Annotated in this window: 20 protein-coding genes and 1 pseudogene; 4 read left to right on the top strand and 17 right to left on the bottom strand. The window is 31.7% G+C overall.

Annotated features, from left to right (window positions below; genetic code table 11):
• Positions 1 to 38 precede the first annotated feature (38 nt).
• The 10 genes and pseudogenes from opp4C to opp3b all read right to left on the bottom strand — a co-directional run bounded on the left by opp4C (position 39) and on the right by opp3b (position 11,529).
• Positions 39 to 950 carry an oligopeptide ABC transporter permease gene (gene opp4C, locus HMPREF2953_RS03360; protein WP_002488320.1) on the bottom strand — a complete coding sequence of 304 codons (912 nt, stop codon included), beginning with the start codon at positions 948 to 950 and terminating at the stop codon, positions 39 to 41.
• A gap of 20 nt (positions 951 to 970) precedes the next feature.
• Positions 971 to 1,933, bottom strand: coding sequence for an oligopeptide ABC transporter permease (opp4B, locus tag HMPREF2953_RS03355; RefSeq protein WP_002488341.1), 963 nt, complete (start codon positions 1,931 to 1,933; stop codon positions 971 to 973).
• A 1-nt stretch (position 1,934) separates the two neighbouring features.
• Positions 1,935 to 2,903 (bottom strand): ABC transporter ATP-binding protein, encoded by a 969-nt coding sequence (locus HMPREF2953_RS03350; RefSeq protein ID WP_070671769.1) that lies wholly within the window; start codon positions 2,901 to 2,903, stop codon positions 1,935 to 1,937.
• Positions 2,904 to 2,917: 14 nt separating this feature from the next.
• On the bottom strand, positions 2,918 to 3,889 hold the full coding sequence (locus tag HMPREF2953_RS03345) for an ABC transporter ATP-binding protein (protein WP_070671767.1): 972 nt from the start codon (positions 3,887 to 3,889) through the stop codon (positions 2,918 to 2,920).
• Between the two features lie 48 nt (positions 3,890 to 3,937).
• Positions 3,938 to 5,650: pseudogene (gene opp4A, locus HMPREF2953_RS03340) on the bottom strand (oligopeptide ABC transporter substrate-binding protein).
• 165 nt (positions 5,651 to 5,815) lie between these two features.
• Positions 5,816 to 7,474 (bottom strand): peptide ABC transporter substrate-binding protein, encoded by a 1,659-nt coding sequence (locus HMPREF2953_RS03335; protein WP_070671764.1) that lies wholly within the window; start codon positions 7,472 to 7,474, stop codon positions 5,816 to 5,818.
• A gap of 24 nt (positions 7,475 to 7,498) precedes the next feature.
• Positions 7,499 to 8,449, bottom strand: coding sequence for an ABC transporter ATP-binding protein (locus HMPREF2953_RS03330; protein ID WP_070671763.1), 951 nt, complete (start codon positions 8,447 to 8,449; stop codon positions 7,499 to 7,501).
• Positions 8,436 to 9,521, bottom strand: coding sequence for an ABC transporter ATP-binding protein (locus HMPREF2953_RS03325; protein ID WP_070671761.1), 1,086 nt, complete (start codon positions 9,519 to 9,521; stop codon positions 8,436 to 8,438). The genes HMPREF2953_RS03330 and HMPREF2953_RS03325 overlap by 14 nt, the downstream gene beginning before the upstream one ends.
• 17 nt (positions 9,522 to 9,538) lie before the next feature.
• A complete protein-coding gene (gene opp3C / locus HMPREF2953_RS03320) occupies positions 9,539 to 10,603 on the bottom strand; it encodes an oligopeptide ABC transporter permease (protein WP_070671759.1) in 1,065 nt (354 codons plus the stop codon).
• Positions 10,603 to 11,529: an oligopeptide ABC transporter permease gene (opp3b, locus tag HMPREF2953_RS03315; protein ID WP_037554449.1), complete on the bottom strand. Its 927-nt coding sequence runs from the start codon at positions 11,527 to 11,529 to the stop codon at positions 10,603 to 10,605. The genes opp3C and opp3b overlap by 1 nt, the downstream gene beginning before the upstream one ends.
• 231 nt (positions 11,530 to 11,760) lie before the next feature.
• Between opp3b and HMPREF2953_RS03310 the strand changes: the two genes are divergently transcribed.
• A complete protein-coding gene (locus HMPREF2953_RS03310) occupies positions 11,761 to 12,138 on the top strand; it encodes a DUF3899 domain-containing protein (protein WP_049335147.1) in 378 nt (125 codons plus the stop codon).
• A gap of 53 nt (positions 12,139 to 12,191) precedes the next feature.
• Here HMPREF2953_RS03310 and fabF read toward each other — a convergent pair whose 3' ends face one another.
• Both fabF and HMPREF2953_RS03300 read right to left on the bottom strand, forming a co-directional pair.
• On the bottom strand, positions 12,192 to 13,436 hold the full coding sequence (gene fabF, locus HMPREF2953_RS03305; protein WP_002488382.1) for a beta-ketoacyl-ACP synthase II: 1,245 nt from the start codon (positions 13,434 to 13,436) through the stop codon (positions 12,192 to 12,194).
• Between the two features lie 13 nt (positions 13,437 to 13,449).
• Positions 13,450 to 14,391: a beta-ketoacyl-ACP synthase III gene (locus HMPREF2953_RS03300; RefSeq protein ID WP_002488368.1), complete on the bottom strand. Its 942-nt coding sequence runs from the start codon at positions 14,389 to 14,391 to the stop codon at positions 13,450 to 13,452.
• Between the two features lie 225 nt (positions 14,392 to 14,616).
• On the opposite strand from HMPREF2953_RS03300, the gene HMPREF2953_RS03295 reads away from it, so the two are divergent.
• Complete coding sequence (locus tag HMPREF2953_RS03295) at positions 14,617 to 14,817, top strand: DUF2929 family protein (protein WP_002448243.1); 201 nt, start codon at positions 14,617 to 14,619, stop codon at positions 14,815 to 14,817.
• A gap of 101 nt (positions 14,818 to 14,918) precedes the next feature.
• Here the strand turns inward: HMPREF2953_RS03295 and clpB are convergent, their stop codons facing one another.
• The 3 genes from clpB to HMPREF2953_RS03280 form a co-directional block, all read right to left on the bottom strand.
• Positions 14,919 to 17,528, bottom strand: a complete 2,610-nt coding sequence (gene clpB, locus HMPREF2953_RS03290; RefSeq protein ID WP_070508350.1) for an ATP-dependent chaperone ClpB — start codon at positions 17,526 to 17,528, stop codon at positions 14,919 to 14,921.
• Positions 17,529 to 17,819: 291 nt separating this feature from the next.
• Positions 17,820 to 19,634, bottom strand: coding sequence for an acyltransferase family protein (locus tag HMPREF2953_RS03285; RefSeq protein ID WP_070671758.1), 1,815 nt, complete (start codon positions 19,632 to 19,634; stop codon positions 17,820 to 17,822).
• Between the two features lie 484 nt (positions 19,635 to 20,118).
• Positions 20,119 to 20,427, bottom strand: coding sequence for a metal-sulfur cluster assembly factor (locus HMPREF2953_RS03280; RefSeq protein WP_002448080.1), 309 nt, complete (start codon positions 20,425 to 20,427; stop codon positions 20,119 to 20,121).
• A 119-nt stretch (positions 20,428 to 20,546) separates the two neighbouring features.
• On the opposite strand from HMPREF2953_RS03280, the gene HMPREF2953_RS03275 reads away from it, so the two are divergent.
• Positions 20,547 to 21,368, top strand: a complete 822-nt coding sequence (locus HMPREF2953_RS03275; RefSeq protein WP_002455535.1) for a Cof-type HAD-IIB family hydrolase — start codon at positions 20,547 to 20,549, stop codon at positions 21,366 to 21,368.
• A gap of 82 nt (positions 21,369 to 21,450) precedes the next feature.
• Complete coding sequence (locus tag HMPREF2953_RS03270; protein ID WP_002488331.1) at positions 21,451 to 22,773, top strand: CoA-disulfide reductase; 1,323 nt, start codon at positions 21,451 to 21,453, stop codon at positions 22,771 to 22,773.
• A 40-nt stretch (positions 22,774 to 22,813) separates the two neighbouring features.
• Here HMPREF2953_RS03270 and HMPREF2953_RS03265 read toward each other — a convergent pair whose 3' ends face one another.
• Both HMPREF2953_RS03265 and HMPREF2953_RS03260 read right to left on the bottom strand, forming a co-directional pair.
• Entirely contained in the window at positions 22,814 to 23,215 is a 402-nt protein-coding gene (locus HMPREF2953_RS03265; protein ID WP_002448252.1) for a YisL family protein, read from the bottom strand.
• 126 nt (positions 23,216 to 23,341) lie between these two features.
• Positions 23,342 to 24,247, bottom strand: a complete 906-nt coding sequence (locus HMPREF2953_RS03260) for a fumarylacetoacetate hydrolase family protein (protein ID WP_002488350.1) — start codon at positions 24,245 to 24,247, stop codon at positions 23,342 to 23,344.
• Positions 24,248 to 24,271: the final 24 nt, after the last annotated feature.

The raw sequence follows: 24,271 nt of genomic DNA, 5'->3' as shown, positions 1-24,271 counted from the left end.
AAACGACTGATCAATATTGATCAGTCGCTTTTTTATCATTATCTTCTATCTTTTGGATTAAACGCATCTTTTAAACCTTCACCAACAAAATTAATACTTAATATAGTAAACATAATCATTAGTGCAGGAGGCATCCAAATCCATGGTTTAGAACTAATTACATCGCCTTCTTGAGCATCGCTTAACATATTTCCCCATGAAGGAATAGACTTACTAATACCAAATCCTAAAAAACTTAGTCCTGATTCAACTACAATCATACCAGCAAAGGTTAATGTCGCTTGAACAATAACAACACTAATAATATTAGGTAATAAGTGTTTTAAGATAATTTTATGTGTAGGAGTTCCTATGGATTTAGCTGCTAAGAAATACTCATTTTCTTTTTCTTGCATCACTTTACCTCTTATAAGTCTCGCTATCCCGCCCCAACTTAAAATGATAATAACCACTATTAAAATCAATGCAGAACCGTATGGATTTTTAATTTTATCTCCTAATGCTGCATTTAGAACAATTGCAAAAATTAAAAATGGAAATAACATCACAAATTCTGTAATTCTCATTAATATTGTGTCAGTTACACCTCCAAAATAACCTGATATTACTCCAATTGTAATTCCAATGATCAACATACCAATAGTCGAAGTTAGTCCAATAGTTAACGAAACTCTCCCTGCATATAATAATCTGCTAAAATTGTCTCTTCCTCCAGAATCAGTGCCTAAAATATTATGTGAAGACATATCACCTTTAATATTTAAAAGATCTTGTTGATTAATTGGTAGAGGAGCTAATAACGGTGCAATAATAGAAATAATAGCTAAGAAAAATAAAAATATTAAAGATACCATTGCAATTTTATTTTTTAAAAACTTTTTTAAAGCTAATTGTGTTGGAGAATAAATTTTTTTAGTAGAATTTTTTTTACTGCTTCGTTCTTTTTTCATAATACTCTTGCCTCTTTTATTTAATTACTGTGAATTCTTGGATCTATAAAATTATATGTAATATCAGAGATAAGATTGCCAAATAGACCTAAGAATGAAAAGAAAAGTGTTAAAGCCATCATTAATGGATAATCTTGGCCTGTTACTGATTCTAAAAATAATTTTCCTATACCATTAAATGAAAAAATAGTTTCAGTTATTACTGCGCCACCTAAAATACTTACAATATCTGCCCCTAAAAATGTAATTATAGGAATAAGTGAATTTCGTAAAATATGCTTATTATAAATTTTATTAGTTGATAAACCCTTAGCTTTCGCTGTTAGAACATAATCTTTATTTGAATTATCAATAATATCATTTCTAAGGTATTGAATATAACCAGCAGTAGATAACAAACCTAATGTTAAAGCAGGTAATAACGTATGATATATTTTACTTATATAGTAACTAAACGTTCCTTCTTCTAAATTAATATCAACAGAGCCTTGAAAAGGAAATATTGGAATTTGAAATGCGAATAAATATATTGCAAAAACACCTGCTATAAATGAAGGAATAGCTAGCATAATATAGTTGAATATTTGAATTGTATAATCACTTAGTGTATAGGCATATCTACCAGATATAATCCCTAATATAAAAGATAATATGTATGTAATGATTAACGAAACTGTCCCTAATAATATTGTATTAGGTATACGTTCACTTATTAATTCAAGTACTGGTCGTTTATATTTAATTGATTCTCCTAGATTACCATGAGTCACATTATTTACCCATCTAATATATTGTTTAGGAATTGAGTCATTAAGACCTAATTTTTCTTTTTGAGCTTCAATTGCCTCTTGTTTAACATGAGGATTATATTGTCCTGTAAATGGATCACCAGGTTGAATGATTGCTAAACTAAATACCACTATAGATATCAAAAACAGTAAAGGAATCATTAATAAAAATCTTTTTATTATAAGTCTTAGCACTTCACTCTCCTCCTTCGCTATAGAAACAAGCAACATAATGATTAGGCTTAATTTCTTTTAATTTAGGTCTTTTTTCTGAACATATTTTTTTTGCTATTGGACACCTAGTGTGAAACGGACATCCTTGTGGTGGATTACTTGGAGAAGGTAATTCTCCATTTAAAATAATTCTATTTGATTTTTGTTTATTAAATTGTGGGATTGAAGATATAAGTGCTTTAGTATATGGATGATAAGCATGAGTATATAGTTCATGGCTATCCGCTATTTCAACCAAATGACCTAGATACATTACGCCTATGACATCACTAATATGTTTCACAACGCTTAAGTCATGTGCTATAAAGAGATAACTGAGACTAAATTCTTTTTGTAAATTTTTCAATAGATTTAAAACTTGTGATTGTACTGATACATCTAATGCACTAACAGGTTCATCTGCAACAATTAACTTAGGTCGTATTGCTAAAGCTCTAGCAATTCCAATTCTTTGACGCTGTCCTCCTGAAAATTGGTGAGTATATTTATAATATGCATCTTCGCTCATACCTACACATTTTAATAAGTATAGTACTTCATCTTTCAAATTCTTTTTATCTACAAGATGATAATTTAGTAAGGGTTCACCTACAATATCACCAACCATTTGCATAGGGTTTAAAGATGCATAAGGATCTTGAAAAATCATCTGAAAATCTTTGCGTGCATTTCTTAATTCTTTACCTTTAAGTTTAGTAATACTTCTACCGCATATTTTAATATCGCCAGATGTTATATTTTCTAAGCGTACAACAGACTTACCAAGAGTAGATTTCCCACAACCTGATTCACCTACTAAACCAAATGTTTGTCCTTTTTTTATTTTTAATGTGATATTATCTACCGCTTTTACATATTGATTCTTTTTAAAAAGACCATTTTTAATAGAATAGTATGTTTTTAAATTCTGTATTTCTAAGATGTAATCCATATTTCTTTTCCTTTCTAATCATTGAACAAATGACAACGTACCTTACTATTATTTATATTTAGAAGCTTGGGTTCGCATTGACTACAGATATTCATTTTTTTAGGGCATCTATTAACAAAACGACATTGCTTATTATTAAATTCTGTTATATTTGGAACTAGTCCCTCTATAACTTCAAGATATTCAGTATCTTCATCTAATTTTGGAATTGTATTTAATAATTTTTTTGTATATGGATGTTTAGGATTCACCATTACGTCTTTCAAATTTCCATATTCAACAATTTGGCCAGCATACATGACCATGACTGAATCACAAAATTCAGATACAACACTTAAATCATGAGTTACTAAAATAATAGCCATTTTATTTTTTTGTTGTAATTTCTTTAGTAAATCTAGAATTTGTGCTTGAACCGTAACATCTAAGGCAGTTGTAGGTTCATCTGCAATTAATAATTTAGGATTACATGAAATGGCAATAGCAATCATCACTCTTTGACGCATTCCACCTGATAGTTGATGGGGATAACTATTTAATACTTCTTCTACTCTTGCTATACCAACGTCTTCTAATAACTGTTTTGCCAATTGATATGCTTCTTTTTTATTCTTTTTTAAATGTAAACTTATAGGTTCAATAATTTGTTCCTTAATTTTAAAAACTGGGTTTAATGCAGTCATTGGTTCCTGAAAGATCATACCTATTTCTTTGCCACGAATATTTTGATATTCTTTTTCTGTTATTTTCGTTAAATCTTTACTATCAAATATGACTTTTCCATTTGTAATTTTTGAAATTCTATCAGGCAATAATCTAATAACCGATTTATTAAGTATAGATTTTCCACAACCCGATTCCCCCACAACACCTAATATTTCATTTTTTTCTAAGTTTAAAGATATCTGATCAATTGTCGAATACCATTTATTTTCAATTTTAATCGAAGTTTCTAAATCTTTAATTTCTAATAAATATTTATCCATCGCTTACTCCAATCAATAAACCCCGACTAAAGTCGAGGTTTATCCTAATCATTCTTTGGTTAATTTATATAAATCCATATCTGATCCTATTTTAATGTCCACATTTTTCACTTTGTCATTAACGACAGTTAGAGTGTCTAATTGAACAATAGGTAATGCTGGTAGTGTATCATTAGTATGTTTTTGCCATTCTAGATATATTTTTTTACGTTTTTTATCATTATTTCCTACTTTTGAGAAATCCAATGCATCATCTAATAATTTATCAGAAGTTTTATCTGTAGTACGCATTTCATTTTGTGGTCTATCAGAATGATATAAATCAGAAGGATCTGGATCAGAACCACCTGTCCATGTTCTAAAGTAAACTTCCATATCTTTAGAAGCTTGAGCTAAGTCATCATTATATTTACCAAATTCCACCATTTTCACATTCGTTTTCAAACCGACTTTTTCCTAGAAATCTTTAATTGCTGCAGTTCTAGGTTCAAATGTTGGATTTGATCCAGAATAGTGTTTTAAATTAATTTCAAATGGTTTACCATTAGGGTCTTCTCTGAACCCATCACCATTTCTATCTTTATATCCTAATTTATCTAATATTTTTTTAGCTTTTTCTGGATCAAAGTTATAGTCATTTAAATCTTTTTGATTAGCTGCAATCCAATGAATTGATGGTACAAAGCTATTTAGTTCTTTACCATATCCTTGATAAAACGCTTTTATCCATTTTTTTCTATCAATTGCGTATAACATTGCTTGTCTAAGCTCTTTTTCTTTATATTTTGGACGTTCTGCTCCAGTTTTATTTTTATCTTTATCATAATCATGAGATACAAATCCTATTACTGCATAATCTGTGCCTGGAGTTGACAATACTTTAAGTTTTCCATCTCCTGATTTTTTAGCTTCTTGAGCAATACTACCAGTAGTACTATCAGTCATATCGATTTCACCATTTTTCATAGCTTTAACGATTTGTGTTTGATCAATTACTTTTAAATTTATTTTGTCTAACCCTGGTTTTCCTTGCCAGTAGTCATTAAATTTTTCCAATTGTACCGCTTCACCTTGGACTACCTTTTTAACTTTGTATGGTCCAATACCTATTGGATGTTTTCTAATCTTATCTGACTTAGCTAGGTCTTTTACAGGAACATCACTTAAATATTTCTTACTTAATAAAGGTCCAGCAAAGAAATTTTCTAGATAATTAACTTTTTTATCTTTGAAAGTCACTTCCATAGTGTATTTATCTACTTTTTTAATACCACTAATTGAATCTGCTTGGCCTTCATGTTTTTCTTTAGATCCCTCGATATTTTCAACTACTGGATAATAATTTCCATTATAGTCTTTATCTGCTAACACATTTAAAGAATAAATCCAATCGTCAATCGTTAATTCATTACCATCATGCCATTTAATTCCTTTTTTAATTGAAAATTTAATTTTTTTGCCTGAATCAATGTCTTTCCAAGATGCAATATATGGCTTAGGTTTTAAATTTTTATCAAGTTTAATAAGTACCTCATTAAAATAATTTTCTACTGATGAGTCCGAAGCGTCAGAACTTAATAAAGATGATAAAGTTCCTGAAGGTGCAGCATTTAGAGCTACATTTAATACTCCACCCTTATGATTAGATGTTTCAGTTTTAGATGTAGTAGCGTCTTTAGAATTTCCTCCGCCTTTTCCACATCCACTCAATACTAATATTGCTACTAATAAAAGAATTAAATACTTTCCAATTACTTTCATTAATATCAAGCCTCCTGTATATTCTATGATGTTTTTCTTATTTTACTTCTAAAATAAAATTTAACAAATATATTTTAAGAATTTTCTGATAATTATATTATTTAAATTTTTAAATAAAAATAACCCCAAGTATTATAACTTGAGATTACTTTTTTGAATATTTAATTAGTTATCTTTCTTTTTTCCTGTTTCACGATCAATTGATTTATCGATATATACATGTTTCAATGTAGTATCTGGACCGATTTTATGATACTGTAATCCTTTGACCTGTGGATTAGTTAAGTGTGCTTCACCTTTTTGATAAACAGGAGCTACTGGTGCATCATGAAGCAAGATACTTTCCGCACGTTGTAGCGCTTCATTTCTTTTTTCTGTTTCACGTAACAATGAACTATTTGATTCTTTTAAAAGCCTGTTATATTCTTTGTTATCCCAATCAGTATTATTTTGCGCATTATCCTTAGTCATTGTTTCTAAAAATGCTGTTGGATCAGGATAATCTGGACTCCAACCTGAATAAGTCGCTTCGTAATTATTAGCTAATTCTAAAGTGGTTTTTTGTTTAAATGGCATTTGTTTAATTTTTAATGTAACGCCTGGTAAGTTTGATTCAATTTGAGATTTAATATACTCTGCAGCTATTTTAGAAGCTGGTGTATCTTGCGTATTCATTGTAAATGCAAACTCTTTTTTACCTAATTCTTTTTTTGCCTTTTCCCAATTTTGTTTTGCTACCTTAGGATTATATTTTAAAGGAGACTCAACCGTACTTGCGAAGTCTTTACCGTCAGGCGTCTTCGCTGTACCTATTCCCGTGAAATTATTTGAAGCAAGAGACCCATCATTTAAAACAGTTTTTACATACCCTTTTTTATTGATAGCTTGTGCAATAGCTAATCTCAAATTTTTATTTTTAAATTCAGGCACTGTTTTTTCATTCATTTTAATATAAAAAGTACCAGCAGTTAAACGATAGTTTAATTCTTTACTGCCTTTATATTTATCAACTTGTTCAGACGTGATGATTGTATCATCGATTGAATTAGTATCATATAAAGAAGCGCCAGCTTGTTGATCTTTTAAAACTTTATAATTTACTTTATCTAATTTGACATTTTTTTTATCCCAATATTGATTATTTTTAACCAATTGTATTTTATCTTCTACCTGCCAATTAGTAACTTTGAATGGACCATTATAAACTGCTCTTTCAGCATTCGTTCCATATTTTTTACCATATTTTTTGGCAATTTTAGCATCTTGTGGATAAAAAGTACTTAAAGCAAGTAATTCATTTATGTACGGTACCGGTCTTTCTAAATCAATTTGAAGTTTATATTTATTTAACGCTTTGATTCCTAAAGAATTTAATGGTTTTTTTCCAGTATTAACTAAATCTGCATTTTTTATATCACTCATTATATATGCAAATTCAGAGGCGGTTTTTGGATCTACAACTTTTCTCCATGCATAAACAAAGTCATGCGCTGTTACAGGATCTCCGTTTGACCATTTTGCATCTTTTCTTAAATTGATAGTCAGAGTTTTACCACCATTACTTTTTTGTGGTGTTTCTTTTGCTACACCTAAAGTTACTTTATCATTTTTATCTATTGAATATAATCCTTCGAAAGTTTGACCAGCAACATCGCTAGAAACAGCATCTGTAATAAGAGCTGTATCTAAAGTAGTTATATCTTGAGTAATTATTTTTCTGAATACCTGTCCTTCATCAGAATATAAACTTTTTTTGTTACTACACGCTGATAGTATTAAAGTGACAATAACTAATAGCGTTAAATATTTATATTTTTTCTTCACATTCTTGTCCTCCCTTCCTCAGACTTAATTATGTTGAAGATGAGTTTGATCTTGTTCTTTTAAACGTACTGCTTCTTCATCTGTTACAAAAACGTAATGATTAGGTCTAATTTCTTGCAGTCTACGTTCTGCATTTTTAGATTCATCTTCTTCATACACAATTCGTTTTCTTGTTCTTTCACTATCAGGATCAGGTTGAGGAATCGCAGATAACAGTGATTTAGTATAATCATGTAAAGGATGATAATAAATTTCGTCAGACGTTCCTAATTCTACAATTTTTCCAAAATGCATTACTGCTATACGATCAGAAATATATTTAACCATTGATAAATCATGGGCAATAAATAGGAAAGTAATACCTCGTTCTTTTTGCAATTTCAGCATTAAATTCACTACTTGAGCTTGAATAGACACATCCAATGCAGAAATAGGCTCATCCGCAATAATAAACTCAGGTTCTACAGCTAACGCACGAGCAATTCCTATACGTTGACGTTGTCCACCAGAGAACTCGTGAGGATAACGATTCGCATGTTCCTTACTTAAACCTACTGTTTCTAGCAAATCATATACACGACGTTTACGATCTTTTTTATTACTTGCTAACTTATGAATATCAATACCTTCTGCTACAATATCCATGACCTTTAGACGTGGGTTTAAAGATGCATATGGATCTTGAAAAATCATTTGAATTTTCTTATTGAAATTTAATAACTCTTTTCTTTTAGTAATCTTCTGGATGTCCTGTCCTTCGTAAAGAATTTCACCATCTGTAATATCATTTAGTTTAATAATTGCTTTTCCAGTTGTAGATTTCCCACATCCAGATTCTCCTACTAACCCCAATGTTTCTCCCTTATAAATATTAAATGAAATATTTTCTATTGCTCTAACTTCATTACGTTTGCCTTCATTAAAATACTGCTTCAAATTTTTTATTTCTAATAATACTTCTTTACTCTTCTCCATTGAACGACACCCTTTCTACTCGACGTGGTTTGTCGTAATTGTTAGGCATTTGACGTTGTCTCTTTTGTACCATTTCTGGCGGTTCAACTTTTGGAGCGCGTTCGTCTAACAACCATGATTTCACATAATGAGTAGGCGATACTTTAAACCATGGTGGTGCTTCCTTAAAGTCAATGTCTAGTGCATATTGACTACGTCTTGCAAATGCATCACCCTTTGGTGGATGTAATAAATCAGGCGGGGTACCTGGAATTGCAATTAACTCTGTCTCGTTACTTGTCGTTAAATCAGGCATTGAAGATAATAATCCCCATGTATATGGATGTTTTGGATCATAGAAGATTTCATCGACATGTCCAGTCTCAATCATTTGCCCGCCATACATAACAGCCACTCTATCAGCCACATTTGCTACTACCCCTAAGTCATGTGTAATAAATATAATAGATGTTTCAATTTTTTGTTGTAATTCTTTCATTAAATCTAAAATCTGTGCTTGCATTGTTACATCAAGTGCTGTCGTTGGTTCATCTGCAATTAAAATTTTAGGTTCGCATGCCAAGGCAGTTGCAATAACAATTCTTTGACGTTGTCCCCCAGAAAATTGATGGGGATATGCTTTAAATCTTTTTTCTGCATTAGGCAGTCCTACTAAATTTAAAATCTCAAGTGCACGTTTCTTTGCTTCAGATTTACTATAATGACGATGTTTTATTAAAGGTTCCATGACTTGCTTACCAATTTGCATCGTAGGATTTAATGACGTCATAGGATCTTGAAATATCATAGAAATATCTTTACCACGAAGTTTGTTTAATTCTTTTTCAGATTTAATTGCTAAATCTTCCCCTAAAAAATTAATTGTCCCTTTTTTAATTCTCCCTGTATCCCCCTGGAACAATTTTGTAATTGCTTTTGTTGTTACAGATTTGCCAGAGCCTGATTCTCCGACAATCGCTAATGTTTCCCCTTTATTTAAAAAGAAATCTACTCCTCTAACCGCTTGCACTTCCCCGGCAGTAATATCAAAGGAAACATGCAAGTTGTTGACTTCTAACACTCTTTCTGACATAGATTTTGCCTCCTTTGTTATTTACGCATTTTTGGATCAAATGCATCGCGTAATCCGTCACTAAATAAGTAAAAGAATAAGATTAATAAACTTAATACTGTAGCTGGAATAAATAATTCATGTGGGTGTATTAACAACATTGCTCGTCCATCATTTACGAGTGAACCAAGTGATGTTTTCGGTGCAGGTACCCCTATACCAATAAAGCTTAAAAATGCTTCGAAAAAAATTGCACTTGGTACAGTAAACATAGATGTTACTACAATGGCACCTAGTGTATTTGGTAAAATATGTTTAAAAATTAATTTAAATTTTGAAGCTCCCAATGTTCTTGAAGCCATTACAAATTCTTGACTTTTTAGTTTTAAAAATTCACCACGCACTACTCTACTCATACCTAACCATCCGGTGATAGACATAGCTAAAATAATCGTCCAAATAGATGGTTCAAATATCAATACAAATAAAATAACAATAATAAGATTAGGAATAGATGCTATAATTTCTAAAATACGTTGCATCACATTGTCAATACGTCCCCCAAAAAATCCTGAAATAGCGCCATAAACGACCCCTATAAAGATATCTAGTGCAGCAGCTACAATGCCAATAAATAATGAAATTTGAGCACCTTTCCATGTTCTAGTCCAAAGATCACGACCTAATTGATCTGTACCAAACCAAAAGTTTTCTTTCACGCCCGCTTCTTTATAAGCGCTCTTACCATCTGCTCCTGTTCCATCAAAAGGTAAAAAGTATACTTGATCTAGTACTGGAATTTTAGCAGGTAAATTTCGTCTAGTAACATCTTGTTCGGCATAATCATGTTTACTAAATGCTGGTCCTACAAATGCAAGAATGACAATTAAAATGAGTCCAATCAAACCGACAATAGCTAGTTTATTTCTTTTCAACTGTGTCCAAGCATCTTGCCAGAAGTTTTTACTTTCACGTTGTATTTCTGGTTCTTTATTTAAATCGAGTTCCCTAATAACAAAATCCGTCCCAACCGCTCCCTCAGAGGTATGTGACATCGCTGCATTTGAATGATCATCAAATGGTTTATTAAAATTTTCAGGCATTATTTTTTACCTCCTTGTACACGGATTCTTGGATCAATTACACCATAAAGAATATCTACGATAAAAATTGAAACGATAAATAATGTACTAAATAAAATTGTAGTAGCCATAATAACTGAGAAATCATTTGTTGTAATCGATCTAACAAATTGGTCCCCTAAACCGGGTACACCAAAGATATTTTCAATAGTCAGAGTCCCTGTTAAAATACCGGCTAACATTGGAACAATAATTGTAATAATAGGAATTAATGCATTTCTTAATGCATGCCCAAAAAGGACTCTTATCGGCGAGTTACCTTTAGCTCTTGCTAATAATATGTAATCAGAACTTAGTACCTCTATCATTTCAGCTCGAATATAACGAGCTACTGTGGCCATTACACTTGCTGATAATGCTAAGGAAGGCAATACTGCAGTTGAAAATCCTTCCCATCCTGCCACTGGAAACCATCTTAAACGTACTGCAAAAACGTATTGTAATAGTACTGCTAAGACGAATGAAGGTACTGATACTGCTATAACTGAAATAACAGTAGTTGTATAGTCTACCCAAGTGTTTTGTTTCGTAGCAGCCGCTACGCCTAAAATTAAACCTAAAATCACTCCAATAATCATTGCAGTAATACCCATTTCCATAGAAGGAATCAATCTCGGTCTAATTAATGACCAAACTGGTTGATTATGATATTGGAACGAATAGCCAAAATCTCCAGTTACTACATTTTTTAAATAATGAAGATATTGCACTGCTACTGGATCGTTTAATCCATATTTTTCGTTTAAAATTGCTTTTTGCTCAGCGCTTAATTTAGCATCATTAAATGGTGATCCAGGCATCATTTTCATTAAGAAAAATGTAATTGTGATGATAATAAATAACGATAAAACCATATATCCCAAACGTTTTAATATATATCGCGTCATCATACAGTCCCCCTTTACTAAATATTCAAAATTAACATTCCCTTCAAAATTTTCAGAAATATTTATACATATTATATATACTTTTTACATAAAATTGCAATATAATTTTACATTTTCTTAATATAAGTGTAATTTTTATATATATTATTTAAAAGAATATATATTTTAGATTTTATTTATAGTGAGTTTACAGTAAATTAGACTATATGGATAAGAAAGTTGGAGGTATACATGAACAATATTAAAACTTGGTTTATATGGCTCTTTTTGCCACTCATATCTACTTTTTTACTTTGGATGTTCGTAACTCAACATTCCTTTATCTCATTTGTTGATATCTTATTTTATATATCACTTGTATTATTTATATTGTTATTTTTAATTCTCCTTGTACAAGAAGGTATATTTGATGCTACAAGTTTTGGTTTTAGACGCATGCGTTATCAACTCGCTTCTCGCTCTAAGAAAAAAACTTTAGAGAACGATGACTTTTTCAATCCAAAACAAGTAAAAAAAGAGCATTATACCATTTCAACATGGTTACTACCAGCTCTAATACTATGTGCATTTTACTTCATTTTGACTATTCTTATTTCAATTTTTCTATAAACGTAAAAAAACCATGCATATTATTGCATGGTTTTCTACTCTTAACTTAATTTTTAATCTTTAAACTTTTTAAATACTAATACTGCATTATGTCCACCGAAACCTAGACTATTACTCATTGCATATTCAATTTCTAAATCTTGTGCTTCATTAGGAACAATATCTAAGTCACATTCTGGATCTGGTGAATCTGCATGAATCGTCGGTGCAACTTTAGAGTCACGAATAGATAATGCAGAGAAAATTGCTTCAATTCCCCCAGTAGCACCTAATAAATGTCCTGTCATCGATTTAGTTGAACTAATTTTTAAGTTTTTAGCTGCATCTCCAAATGTATTTTTAATCGCTTTAATTTCATACAAGTCACCTACTGGCGTACTTGTACCATGTGCATTTAAGTATTGAATATCTTTAGCTTCAATACCTGCATCATCTAAAGCCGCTTGCATTGCACGAGAACCACCTTCGCCTTCAGGTGCTGGTGCAGTAATGTGATAAGCATCTCCAGTTGAACCATATCCTACAATTTCAGCGTAAATTTGTGCGCCACGTGTTTGTGCTGATTCTAATGATTCAATGACTAAGATACCAGCGCCTTCACCCATGATAAATCCATCACGTCCTTCTTGGAAAGGACGACAAGCTGTTTCTTTATCATCGTTTGTTGATAATGCACGACTTGCACTGAATCCTGCAAGTGCCATATGCGTAATAGGTGCTTCAGTACCCCCAGTAATCATAGCATCAGCAGCACCTCTTTGAATGATTTTAAATGCTTCACCGATAGAATTTGTACCTGTGGCGCAAGCAGTAACAGTTGAACCATTAGGTCCTTTTGCACCTAAATCAATTGAAACTTGGCCAGTAGCCATGTCAGGAATAAGCATTGGAACAAAGAAAGGACTAACTCTTCTTGGTCCCTTATTCTTCAGTATTGTATGTGCAACTTCAAATGTTTCCATTCCACCAATACCTGAACCAATCCATACACCGATACGATTAGCATTATCGTCATTGATAGTTAAATTAGCATCTTCTACAGCTTGTCTTGCCGCTACTACTGCATATTGTGTAAAACGATCCATGCGACGCGCATCTTTTTTCGAAATATGATCTTCAATATTAAAGTCTTTTAATTCACCTGCTAAGTGAACGTTATATTCTTCAGTATCAACGCGTGTAATTGTATCAATTCCATTGACACCTTTTAAGGCATTTTCCCAATTTGTTTGGGCATCGTTTCCAATAGGTGATAATGCACCCATGCCTGTAATTACCACTCTTTTGTTTTCAGTCATACATTAAATCCTCCTATTTACCCCATTTGATTACCATAGCGCCCCATGTTAGGCCGCCACCGAAACCTACGAGTACTAAAGTGTCATCATCTTTAATTCTTCCATTTTCTAACTCTTGTTGAATACTTAAAGGAATCGAAGCAGCTGACGTGTTTCCAAAACGGTTAACTGAAACACTCATTTTTTCTCTTTCAATACCCAATCTTTCACGTGCTGATTCCATAATTCTGATATTTGCTTGATGTGGTATAAACATATCAATATCATCAGATTCTAAACCAGCTTTTTCAACTACACGTGTAGACGCTTCGCCCATAATTCTTACAGCGAATTTAAAAACTTCGCGTCCATTCATTACTAGTTTACCAGTCTCTTTATTTAAATATAAGTATTTTCCACCTGACCCATCTGAGCCCATTTCATAGCTAATAATACCTCGTCCTTCTGAGACTTCACCAATGACTACTGCACCTGCACCGTCTCCAAATAATACAGCAGTTGAACGATCAGTTAAGTCAGTGATTTTGGATAATTTATCCGCACCCACTACTAGAATATTTTTATAGTCTCCAGATTGAACATATTGTTTTGCAGTAATCATTGAATACATGAAACCTGAGCATGCAGCAAGTTGATCCATAGTAGGCACTTTACCAGTACCTAATTTTTCTTGTAGTATATTAGCTACAGATGGAAATGGCATATCTCCAGTTGCTGTAGCTACAATAATCATATCTATATCATTCGGTTTAATACCAGCATCTTCAATTGCTTTCTTACTTGCTTCATATGCTAAGTCTGACGTATCTTGATCGTCACGAGACCAACGTCTTTCTTTAATACCAGTCATTTTTGAAATCCATTCATCAGACGTATCTAAAAAACCTTCAAAATAGGCGTTATCGACTACTCTCTCAGGCGCATAAGCACCAAAACCTTTTATACCTACGTTCATGAACGTACACCTTCTCACTTCATTTTTTAATACCAGGTATTAATTTAACATACTTTTTAAATCTAACTCAAGTAGTTAAACTTTATTAAACGATTTTGTTAAACAGTCACGAGTCAATAACTCATATAAAAATTGGTACAAATTTTTATACATTCTCTACTAATACTATACAAATAATTCACTTTACTTTAAAATGATAATATATATAAATTGGAGGTCATATATATGAAATACCTCGTAACTTTTATTTGGGCGTTAATCTTAACACAAATGGTTAACTTTGTACTTAATAGTTTAAATGGTGGCGGCAGTCTAGATGTGATTAAACCAATTATTATTGCAATCATCATTACCATTGCTATTGCCATTTTAAGTGCTATGATTAAACCTAATGATTTCGCTCGTAAAGGGAATAGAGACGTCTAAATGGTATTGCATTACGTGTTTGGAGTAATATAACGCTCTTAACAAGTTTAATAATAAGAAAAGGCATTGGAAAGCTTTGCTTTCCAATGCCTTTTTATATACTATTCAGCTAAAGGTTTTTGTACATCAAATGTTAATTCTTGACTATCGTTAAGATCAACATTTACTTTTGTACCTTCTGGCATATTTTCTTTAATCATCATACGAGCGAGTGGTGTTTCAATTTGACGTTGTACAAAACGTTTAAGTGGTCTAGCACCAAATTGTGGTTCGTATGCTTCTTCACCTAACCATTTTTTAGCTTCGTCTGATACTTCAATTGAAATACGTTGATCCATTAATCGAATATTTAATTGAGTTAAAATTTTATCTACAATCATACTCATATCATTTATAGATAATGGTTTAAATAATACAATATCATCCATACGGTTTAAGATTTCTGGTTTAAAGAATGCATGTAAACTATCCATAACTGCTTTTTCAGTGCTTTCAGTAATTTCACCAGAATCTTTAACATTTTCTAATAATATTTGTGAACCGATATTACTTGTCATGATAATAATTGTATTTTTGAAATCTACGCTACGACCTTTAGAATCAGTTAAACGCCCTTCATCTAAAATTTGAAGTAACACGTTGAATACATCACTATGCGCTTTTTCAACTTCGTCGAGTAGAATAACTGAATATGGGTTACGTCTTACCGCTTCAGTTAATTGACCACCTTCATCATGGCCTACATAACCAGGAGGCGCACCAATTAATCTAGAAACAGAATGTTTTTCCATATATTCACTCATGTCAATACGAATCATATGTTTTTCAGAATCGAATAGTGATGAAGCGAGTGATTTAGCTAATTCTGTTTTACCTACACCAGTTGGACCTAAGAATAAGAAACTACCTATTGGACGATTAGGGTCTTTTATACCTGCACGTGCTCTCACTACAGCATCTGACACAAGATCTACCGCTTTATCTTGCCCTACGACACGTTCATGTAAGATATCACTTAAATTTAATAATTTTTCTCTTTCTGTTTCGACTAATTTAGAAACTGGAATACCTGTCCATTGGCTTACAATATCTCCAATTTCCTCATCAGAAACAACTTCGCGAATCATGCGTTCATTATCGCCTTGTTCATCATGGAAAGCTTCTTCGTATTCTTTTAATTCTTTTTCTAATTGTGGAATCGTACCATATTGTAATTCTGCCGCTTTTTCATAATTACTTTCTGTTTGCGCATCTTCTAAAGCTTGACGACTACGATCTAATTCAGCACGTTTTTCTTGAACTTTCGCGATTTTTTCTTTTTCTTGTTCTACACGAGATTGTAATGACGTTTGTTTTTCTTTTTCATTTGAAAGTTCTTCTTGTAATTCTTCTAATCGATGTTTACTTGCATTATCTGATTCATTTTTCAATGCACTTTCTTCAATTTCTAATTGCATGACACGGCGATTAACTTGGTCTAATTCAGTTGGATTTGATCCCATTTCTGTTCGGATAGTGGCACATGCTTGGTCGACTAAATCAATTGCTTTATCTGGTAAGAATCGATCAGTAATATAACGATCTGATAATTCTGCTGCTGCTACTAAAGCACGGTCTTGAATACGCACACCATGATAAACTTCATAGCGTTCTTTTAAACCACGTAAGATTGAAATTGTATCTTCTACGTCAGGTTCACTTACACCTACTTTTTGGAATCGACGTTCTAAGGCTGAATCTTTTTCAATATATTCTCGATATTCATTCAATGTTGTAGCACCAATACAATGCAATTCACCACGAGCTAACATTGGTTTTAACATATTACCAGCATCCATTGCACCATCTGTTTTACCAGCACCAACTAACATGTGAATTTCATCAATAAATAGGATAATACGTCCATCTGATTCTTTCACTTCTTTAAGTACTGCTTTAAGACGTTCTTCAAATTCACCTCTAAATTTTGCACCTGCAACTAATGCACTTAAATCTAATTCGAAAATAGTTTTATCTAGCAATGATTCTGGCACATCTTTACGCACAATACGTTGTGCTAATCCTTCTACAATTGCAGTTTTACCTACACCAGGCTCTCCAATTAATACTGGGTTATTTTTAGTTTTACGGCTTAAAATTCGAATGGTATTACGGATTTCTTCATCTCTACCAATAACTGGATCCATTTTGCCTTGGCGAACTTCTTCTACTAAATCTCTACCATATTTCTCTAAAGCTTCATAATTTACTTCTGGATTTTGAGAAGTCACATGATTTCCCCCTCTAACTTTAGTAATAATTTCTTTGACTACTTCTTCTTTATTTCCTACAAATTGTTGTGTTGTTTCATCAATATCCATAGCAGCACGTAAAATATGCTCCATTGAGATATATTCATCTTCATATTCTTTCATATATGACTCAGCTTTATTTAATAATTCGTTTGCTTTTGAGCCAATATATTGTCCATATTGCACATTATCTCCTTGTACTGATGGATAGTGTTTCAATTTTTCACTATACGCTTGATTTAATTGATCAGTGTCTATATTTGCACGTTCTAAAATACTTTTAAACAAGCTTTCGTCTTCTTCTAAAGTTCCTTTTAGTATTGCTTCAATTTCAATATTTTGTAATTCATTTTCTTTACTTAATTCAATTGCTTTTTGCAAAGCTTCTTGTACTTTATAAGTCATTTGATTGATATCCAAATTTATTCACCCCTACTTTTTGTATAAGAGTATGGTCAAATACTTCTTTGTTTGACTTTGACTTTCTTTGACCTTAATTACATTATAGACCTTCTTTGCTAATTAATCAACACTTTTACTCATCTTTTTAACAATTCAATAAATCCTATCATATCAAGTATTTATTTACGTTTCACTCATTATTTATCATATCACCTTACTATTTAAACATTGTTACCTTAATTTTTTCATAAATGTTAAAAAAGGATTAACTTTGTGAGCATCCTCAACTAGTTAATCCTTTTTAATTATTTATTTTTTAGTCATATTTTTTAGTATTTCGTCCGACAATGCTTGTACCCCACTATGTTCTAAGTGCACACCATCAGATGCAAAATATTCAGTATGACCGGCAGAACGTTTATACCAGTCTACTAAAACAACATTTTTATGTCGTTTAGCTGCGTCTGAAAGTTGTTTATTTACATTATCTTGCCAGCTTCTCGGTACCCTTGTATTAACTAAATATATTTTGGCTTTACCAAATTTACTAATAAGTTGGTCAAGCTCATCTTGAGTAAAATCTCCATTTGTACCAAGTTCTAATACAACTTGATTTGATGGTTTATTATAATTAGTATAATTATTTGCAACTATCAAAGCTTCTTGTAAATGGCGACCTACTTTACCATCTATAGTTGCTTTAGGAACTTGAGATTTAAATTCTTCACCAATATCTACCATAACTGAATCGCCAATAAGTAATGGGCTGATATTGGTGTAAACTTTATCTTTATTCTCACTCTTACTTGTTTGTCCATTTAACTTAATATTTTCACCGGGCATCATTTTAACTAAATATTTATCAGCAGTACTTGTATTAAAACTGTTTGCTTTATTTGCAATTTCATCTTTTCCAAATCGATCAAATGCACCCATAAATATTAATAGCAATGGAATCACAGCTATGATAGTAACTATTGTTCTTATAAATTTAGGTCTACGTAATCGGTCAAAAGAAAATGCGCTTAACCCTTCACGTCTAAATGGTGTTTCAATATAACGATAAGATAATTCCGCAAACACCACAGTTAATAGTATATCTAAGATATATACATATATTGGTAATTGACCATCAACAAAATGTATATGTAGAAAACTAATGACGGCGAAATGCCATAAGTATAAACTATATGAACGTTTTCCGATATGCACTAACAAAGGATGTCCTAGAAATTTAGCAATCATTGTAGATGGGTGAACGACACTTGCAATAACAAATAATGTCACTAAAGATATCAAATAAAACCCACCATTGTATATCCAATCACTATCGTCGTTAACAGTAAAGAATAAAATAATTAAGATAAGTAGGCTACCTATACCAATTCCATCTATTGCACGACGTAATCGTTGTGGTGGATTAGCTTTTAATTTAAATGGTGGCCAAACAAACGCCAATATGACGCCTAATAATAATGTTTGTAAACGAGTATCTGTACCAAAATAAACACGCGAATATCCCACATTTGGTTGTGATATAATGACCATTTCTAATAAAGAGGCCAATGATACTATCCAAAATATAAGTGTCACATTACGATATTTTTTAATCGTAAGTAATAATATCACTAAAATGAATGGGAAAAATAAATAAAATTGTTCTTCGATAGCAAGAGACCATAAATGTTTAAGAGGCATGAATGAAAATTGTTCAAAATAGTTAACGTCTTTAGCGATATACCACCAATTTGAAACATAAAATAGCGCTGCAATAATATCATGTTTAACTCTAATAATTTGTTGAGGTTCAAATAATAAGGTTGCAATACCTACTGTTATTAATAAAGCTATCACCGCTGGCAGTAGACGTTTTATGCGTCTAATCCAAAATTGTTTAAGATTAATAATTCCTTTTTCTTCATACTCTCTCAAAAGTAAACTTGTAATTAAATATCCTGAAATAACGAAGAAAGTATCTACACCAATAAAACCTCCAGTTAGCCACTTTCTATTCAAATGATATATAACGATGCCTAATACGGCAATTGCTCTTAGACCATCTAAACCAGGCATATAGCGCATTTTTGTTTTATCATGCACGCCCTTTTCTAAATTTTGTTTCATTGTTCACATTCTTTCCCTATTAAATAATAAATTTTCAATAAATTCATTAGATATAAAAGCACTAAAATCAGAATAACAATAAAGTTAATTATAGAAGTTTATATGTATGATTGGTCATTCTATAGTCTATGAATTTAATACACTGTATAATATGATTCTGTGTTTTATACTAAGTTGACTGAAAACTTGATATACAATTAAATAAAATATAAATTCATTTTCATTGATTAATTCTTAATTGTTGAAAATTATACTTTTCCTAAGATATAAGTCTTATGTATTGTAGTATAACCTAGAAGTAAATTCAATTTATATTACAATTGTGTCATTTCTTTTTTACTCATTTAAAAATAAAATTGTCACATTCTTATATATTAAAAAAGAGAGTAGAAGAAAAATTCATCCCCTACTCTCTATTAAATATTGTATCTAGCGCTTCATAATAAATAGCTTCATACATTAATGCTATCGAGCTCGCTTAAATTTATCCAACGCCTAATGCGATTTTTGCATATCTAGACATCATATCTTTATTCCATGGCGGATTCCAAACAATATTAACTTCTGTATCTTGAATCTCTGGAATTTCGGCTAATACTGTCTTAATTTGATCGATGATTTGTGGCCCAAGTGGACAGCCCATAGATGTAAGTGTCATTTCTACAGTACATAATCCTTCATCATCAACGTTTACTTTATATACTAAACCTAAATTAACAATGTCTATACCTAATTCAGGGTCAATTACCATTTCCAAAGCGCCAAGGATACTATCTTTTAATGCTTCTTCCATTAGTATCACCTCTCCATAATTATCTTTACACTAATATATCAAATATCCGACAAAACGCCAATAAAATGCTATGATACAAATAAACTAATATTTATGAACCGTAATGCAAGGAGATATTTATGAAACCTTATTTAATTTGTTTAGATTTAGATGGAACATTATTAAATGATAATAAAGAAATTAGTGATTATACAAAAAAAGTTTTAACTTCTTTACAAAAACAAGGTCATTACTTAATGATTGCAACTGGACGTCCTTATCGTGCAAGCCAAATATATTATCATGAACTTAATATGAATACACCTATTGTTAATTTTAATGGTGCCTACGTTCATCATCCAAAAGCAGATGACTTTGAAACCAAACATGAGGTATTAGATGTAGATATCGCTAGAAGTATTATAGAGGCTCTTCAAAAAGCTAATGTTACAAATATTATTGCTGAAGTTAGAGACAGTGTCTTTATCAATAATCATGATCCTCGATTATTTGAAGGTTTTTCAATGGGTAATCCTAAAATTCAAACAGGCAATTTATTAGAAAAACTTGATGAATCTCCAACTTCCATATTAGTGGAAGCTGAAGAAGTGAATATCACACGTATTAAACAAATGTTAACTCGTTTTTATGCTGAAAATATTGAACATCGTCGTTGGGGTGCACCCTTTCCTGTTATTGAAATCGTAAAACGAGGTATTAGTAAAGCTCGTGGCATTGACTATGTTAAATCATATTTAAATATAGATTCTTCTAATATTATTGCATTTGGAGATGAAGATAATGATTTAGAAATGATTAAATATGCTCAATACGGAATTGCTATGGACAATGGTTTAGATGATTTAAAACATATCGCTAATCATATCACTTATTCTAATAACGAAGATGGAATTGGGCGTTACCTAAATGAATTTTTCAAGCTAGAAATACCTTATCAATAATAAAAATGAGAGTACTTAAAGTAAGATTCTAAAGATTATAATTGTATCTTACTTGTTTACTTCTTAGTTATGGAGGATATGTATGACTAAAATTATTATAGTTGGTGCTGTTGCTGGGGGCGCAACATGTGCGAGTCAAATTCGTCGCTTAGATAAAGAAAGTGACATTATCATTTTTGAAAAAGATCGAGATATGAGTTTTGCTAATTGTGGTTTACCTTACTATATTGGACATCTCGTTTCTGATCGTCATCAAATATTGCCTATTACACCAGACGTTTTTAAAGAGAAGAAAAATATTGTAGTTAAAACACATCATGAAGTAATTGGAGTCAACGATCAACAACATGTTGTACGTGTATTGAATCATCAAACAGGCGAAACATTCGATGAAACTTATGACAAATTAATTTTAAGTCCTGGTGCTAGTGCGAATACTCTTGGATTTACCAATGACTTTACTTTCACTCTAAGAAATGCAGAAGATATGGACCAAATTGATCAATATATTACTCGTCATAAAGCTAAACGAGCATTAGTTGTCGGTGCTGGTTACATTTCATTAGAAGTATTAGAAAATCTTTATCAACGTGGTCTTGATGTGACATGGATTCATCGTTCAGATAAAGTCAATAAATTAATGGACCAAGATATGAATGCAGCCATTTTTAGCGAAATTGATCAAAGAAACATTTCATATAGATTAAATGAAGAAATTGAATCAATTCAAGCGCATACTGTTTATTTTAAATCTGGTATACGTGAAGATTTCGATATTATTATTGAAGGGATAGGAACTCATCCTAATTCATCATTTTTACGTTCATCAAATATTCATATAGATAAAAAAGGATTTATTCCTGTTGATGATTGCTTTAAAACAAATATACCTGATATTTATGCTCTAGGTGATGTCATCACCTCACATTATCGCCATGTAAATATGAATGCTCAAGTACCTTTAGCTTGGGGCGCTCATCGTGCAGCAAATATTATAGCAGAACAACTCTCAGGTAATAAAAATATTACATTTAAAGGTTTTCTTGGTTCAAATATTGTAAAATTTTTTGACTACACTTTTGCGAGCGTAGGAATAAAACCTGAAGAATTAAGTCTATTTAATTATGAGATGGTTGAGATTAAGTCTGGTGCACACGCAGAATATTACCCAGGTAATACACCCCTACACTTACGTGTCTATTTTAATAAAGACAATAGACGATTATTACGCGCCGCAGCAGTTGGAAAACAAGGCGCCGATAAACGCATTGATATTTTATCAATGGCTATGATGAATCAACTTACAGTAGATGAATTGGTTGAATTTGAAGTTGCCTATGCGCCTCCTTATAGTCATCCTAAAGATTTAATCAATATGATTGGTTACAAAGCACGCAATATATAAAAAGAATCGTTTGAGTAGACACTCAAACGATTCTTTTTACTTAACTTAAACCGAACATTTTAGATAATGGGCCCCATGGTAAGATAATTCCAAGAGCCATAGTAATAATAATTAAAATAATTGTTGCCCAAAATAAGCCATGACTAGGTGCATGTTTTTTTCTTTTAGCTAATGATACTTCCATTAAAGCAACAACACCTAAGCCACATAACATTTTTAAAGTAAGAAGCATGTGGTTGCCACCCTCACCATGACTCGCTGCCATAAACTCTTCAATTAATTCCCAGAATCCTGAGAATAATGTAAGGAGCATAAAGACTCTAAGCCCCATATGTAATGATTTAAAAGTTGGTGTTGGTCCTTGTGATTTTGAAATGTGTAAAAATGCAATAATGTATAACACAATGGTTAAAACCCAACTCACAATATGCATATGTAACAAGACTTGATTACCTCCAATATTTATAATCACTTTCTTTCAATTATCATAACACATTTTCACTTTTTAAGTATTAAAATTAAAAAAGAAGAGAAGCATTAGCTTCTCTCGCTTTAAACATAACTAGCATTATTGTTTGGCAATATAAGTTGTCAAAGTACCAATGTTATCAATAGTGACTTTAACTTCATCACCTGGTTGTAAGAATTTTGGTGGTTGTAATCCAGCTCCTACACCCGCTGGGGTACCGGTTGCAATGATATCGCCTGGATGTAAAGCAACATATTTAGAAATTTCTTGAATTAAGTCATCAATTTTATTAATCATTTGACTAGTATTTCCATCTTGGCGAATTTCATTATTTACTTTAGTGACAATATTAACATTTTCTGGAGTAGGTAATTCATCTTTAGTAACAATATATGGTCCCATTGGGCAACCACCTGTTAAACTTTTAGATAAGAATGCTTGATCTTGTGCATTTTGAGCAGTGCGGTCTGTAATATCGTTAATAATGGTATAGCCATAAACATAATCTAGTGCTAAGCCTTTAGGAATCTTTTCGCCATATTTACCGATAACAATACCTAATTCACCTTCGTAATCTAACTGATCTGTAATATCTTTATGATTTGGAATTGTTGCGTTATCACCAGTTAAAGAAGAAGCTGCTTTAGTGAACACATATAAACGTTGCACTTCATGATTTAACTCAGAGGCATGATCTTTATAGTTACGACCAAAAGCAATAACATTGTTCGGTGGTGTTACAGGAGGTAAAAATTCAATATCATTAAATGAGAATTTATACTGATCTGCTTTTCCACTATTTTCAACAGCTACTACTGCTTTACGTACTTGTTCTTGGAAATCAAGTGTTTGATTTTGTTGTAAACCTTCAAGTAACGTTTGTGGATGGAAGTCTCCTTCACCAAATTCAGCAAAAATTTGTTTTAAATCCCATACAGCGTCTTCACGCTTTACTTTAACGCCATATGATTCAGCGTTATTGTATTTGAATGATAAAAATTTCATTCATTATCAACTCCTCATCTATAT

The sequence above is a fragment of the Staphylococcus sp. HMSC072E01 genome (assembly GCF_001814125.1).
In the GTDB taxonomy this organism is placed as follows: domain Bacteria; phylum Bacillota; class Bacilli; order Staphylococcales; family Staphylococcaceae; genus Staphylococcus; species Staphylococcus hominis.
This window is presented reverse-complemented; position numbering and strand designations above follow the sequence as displayed.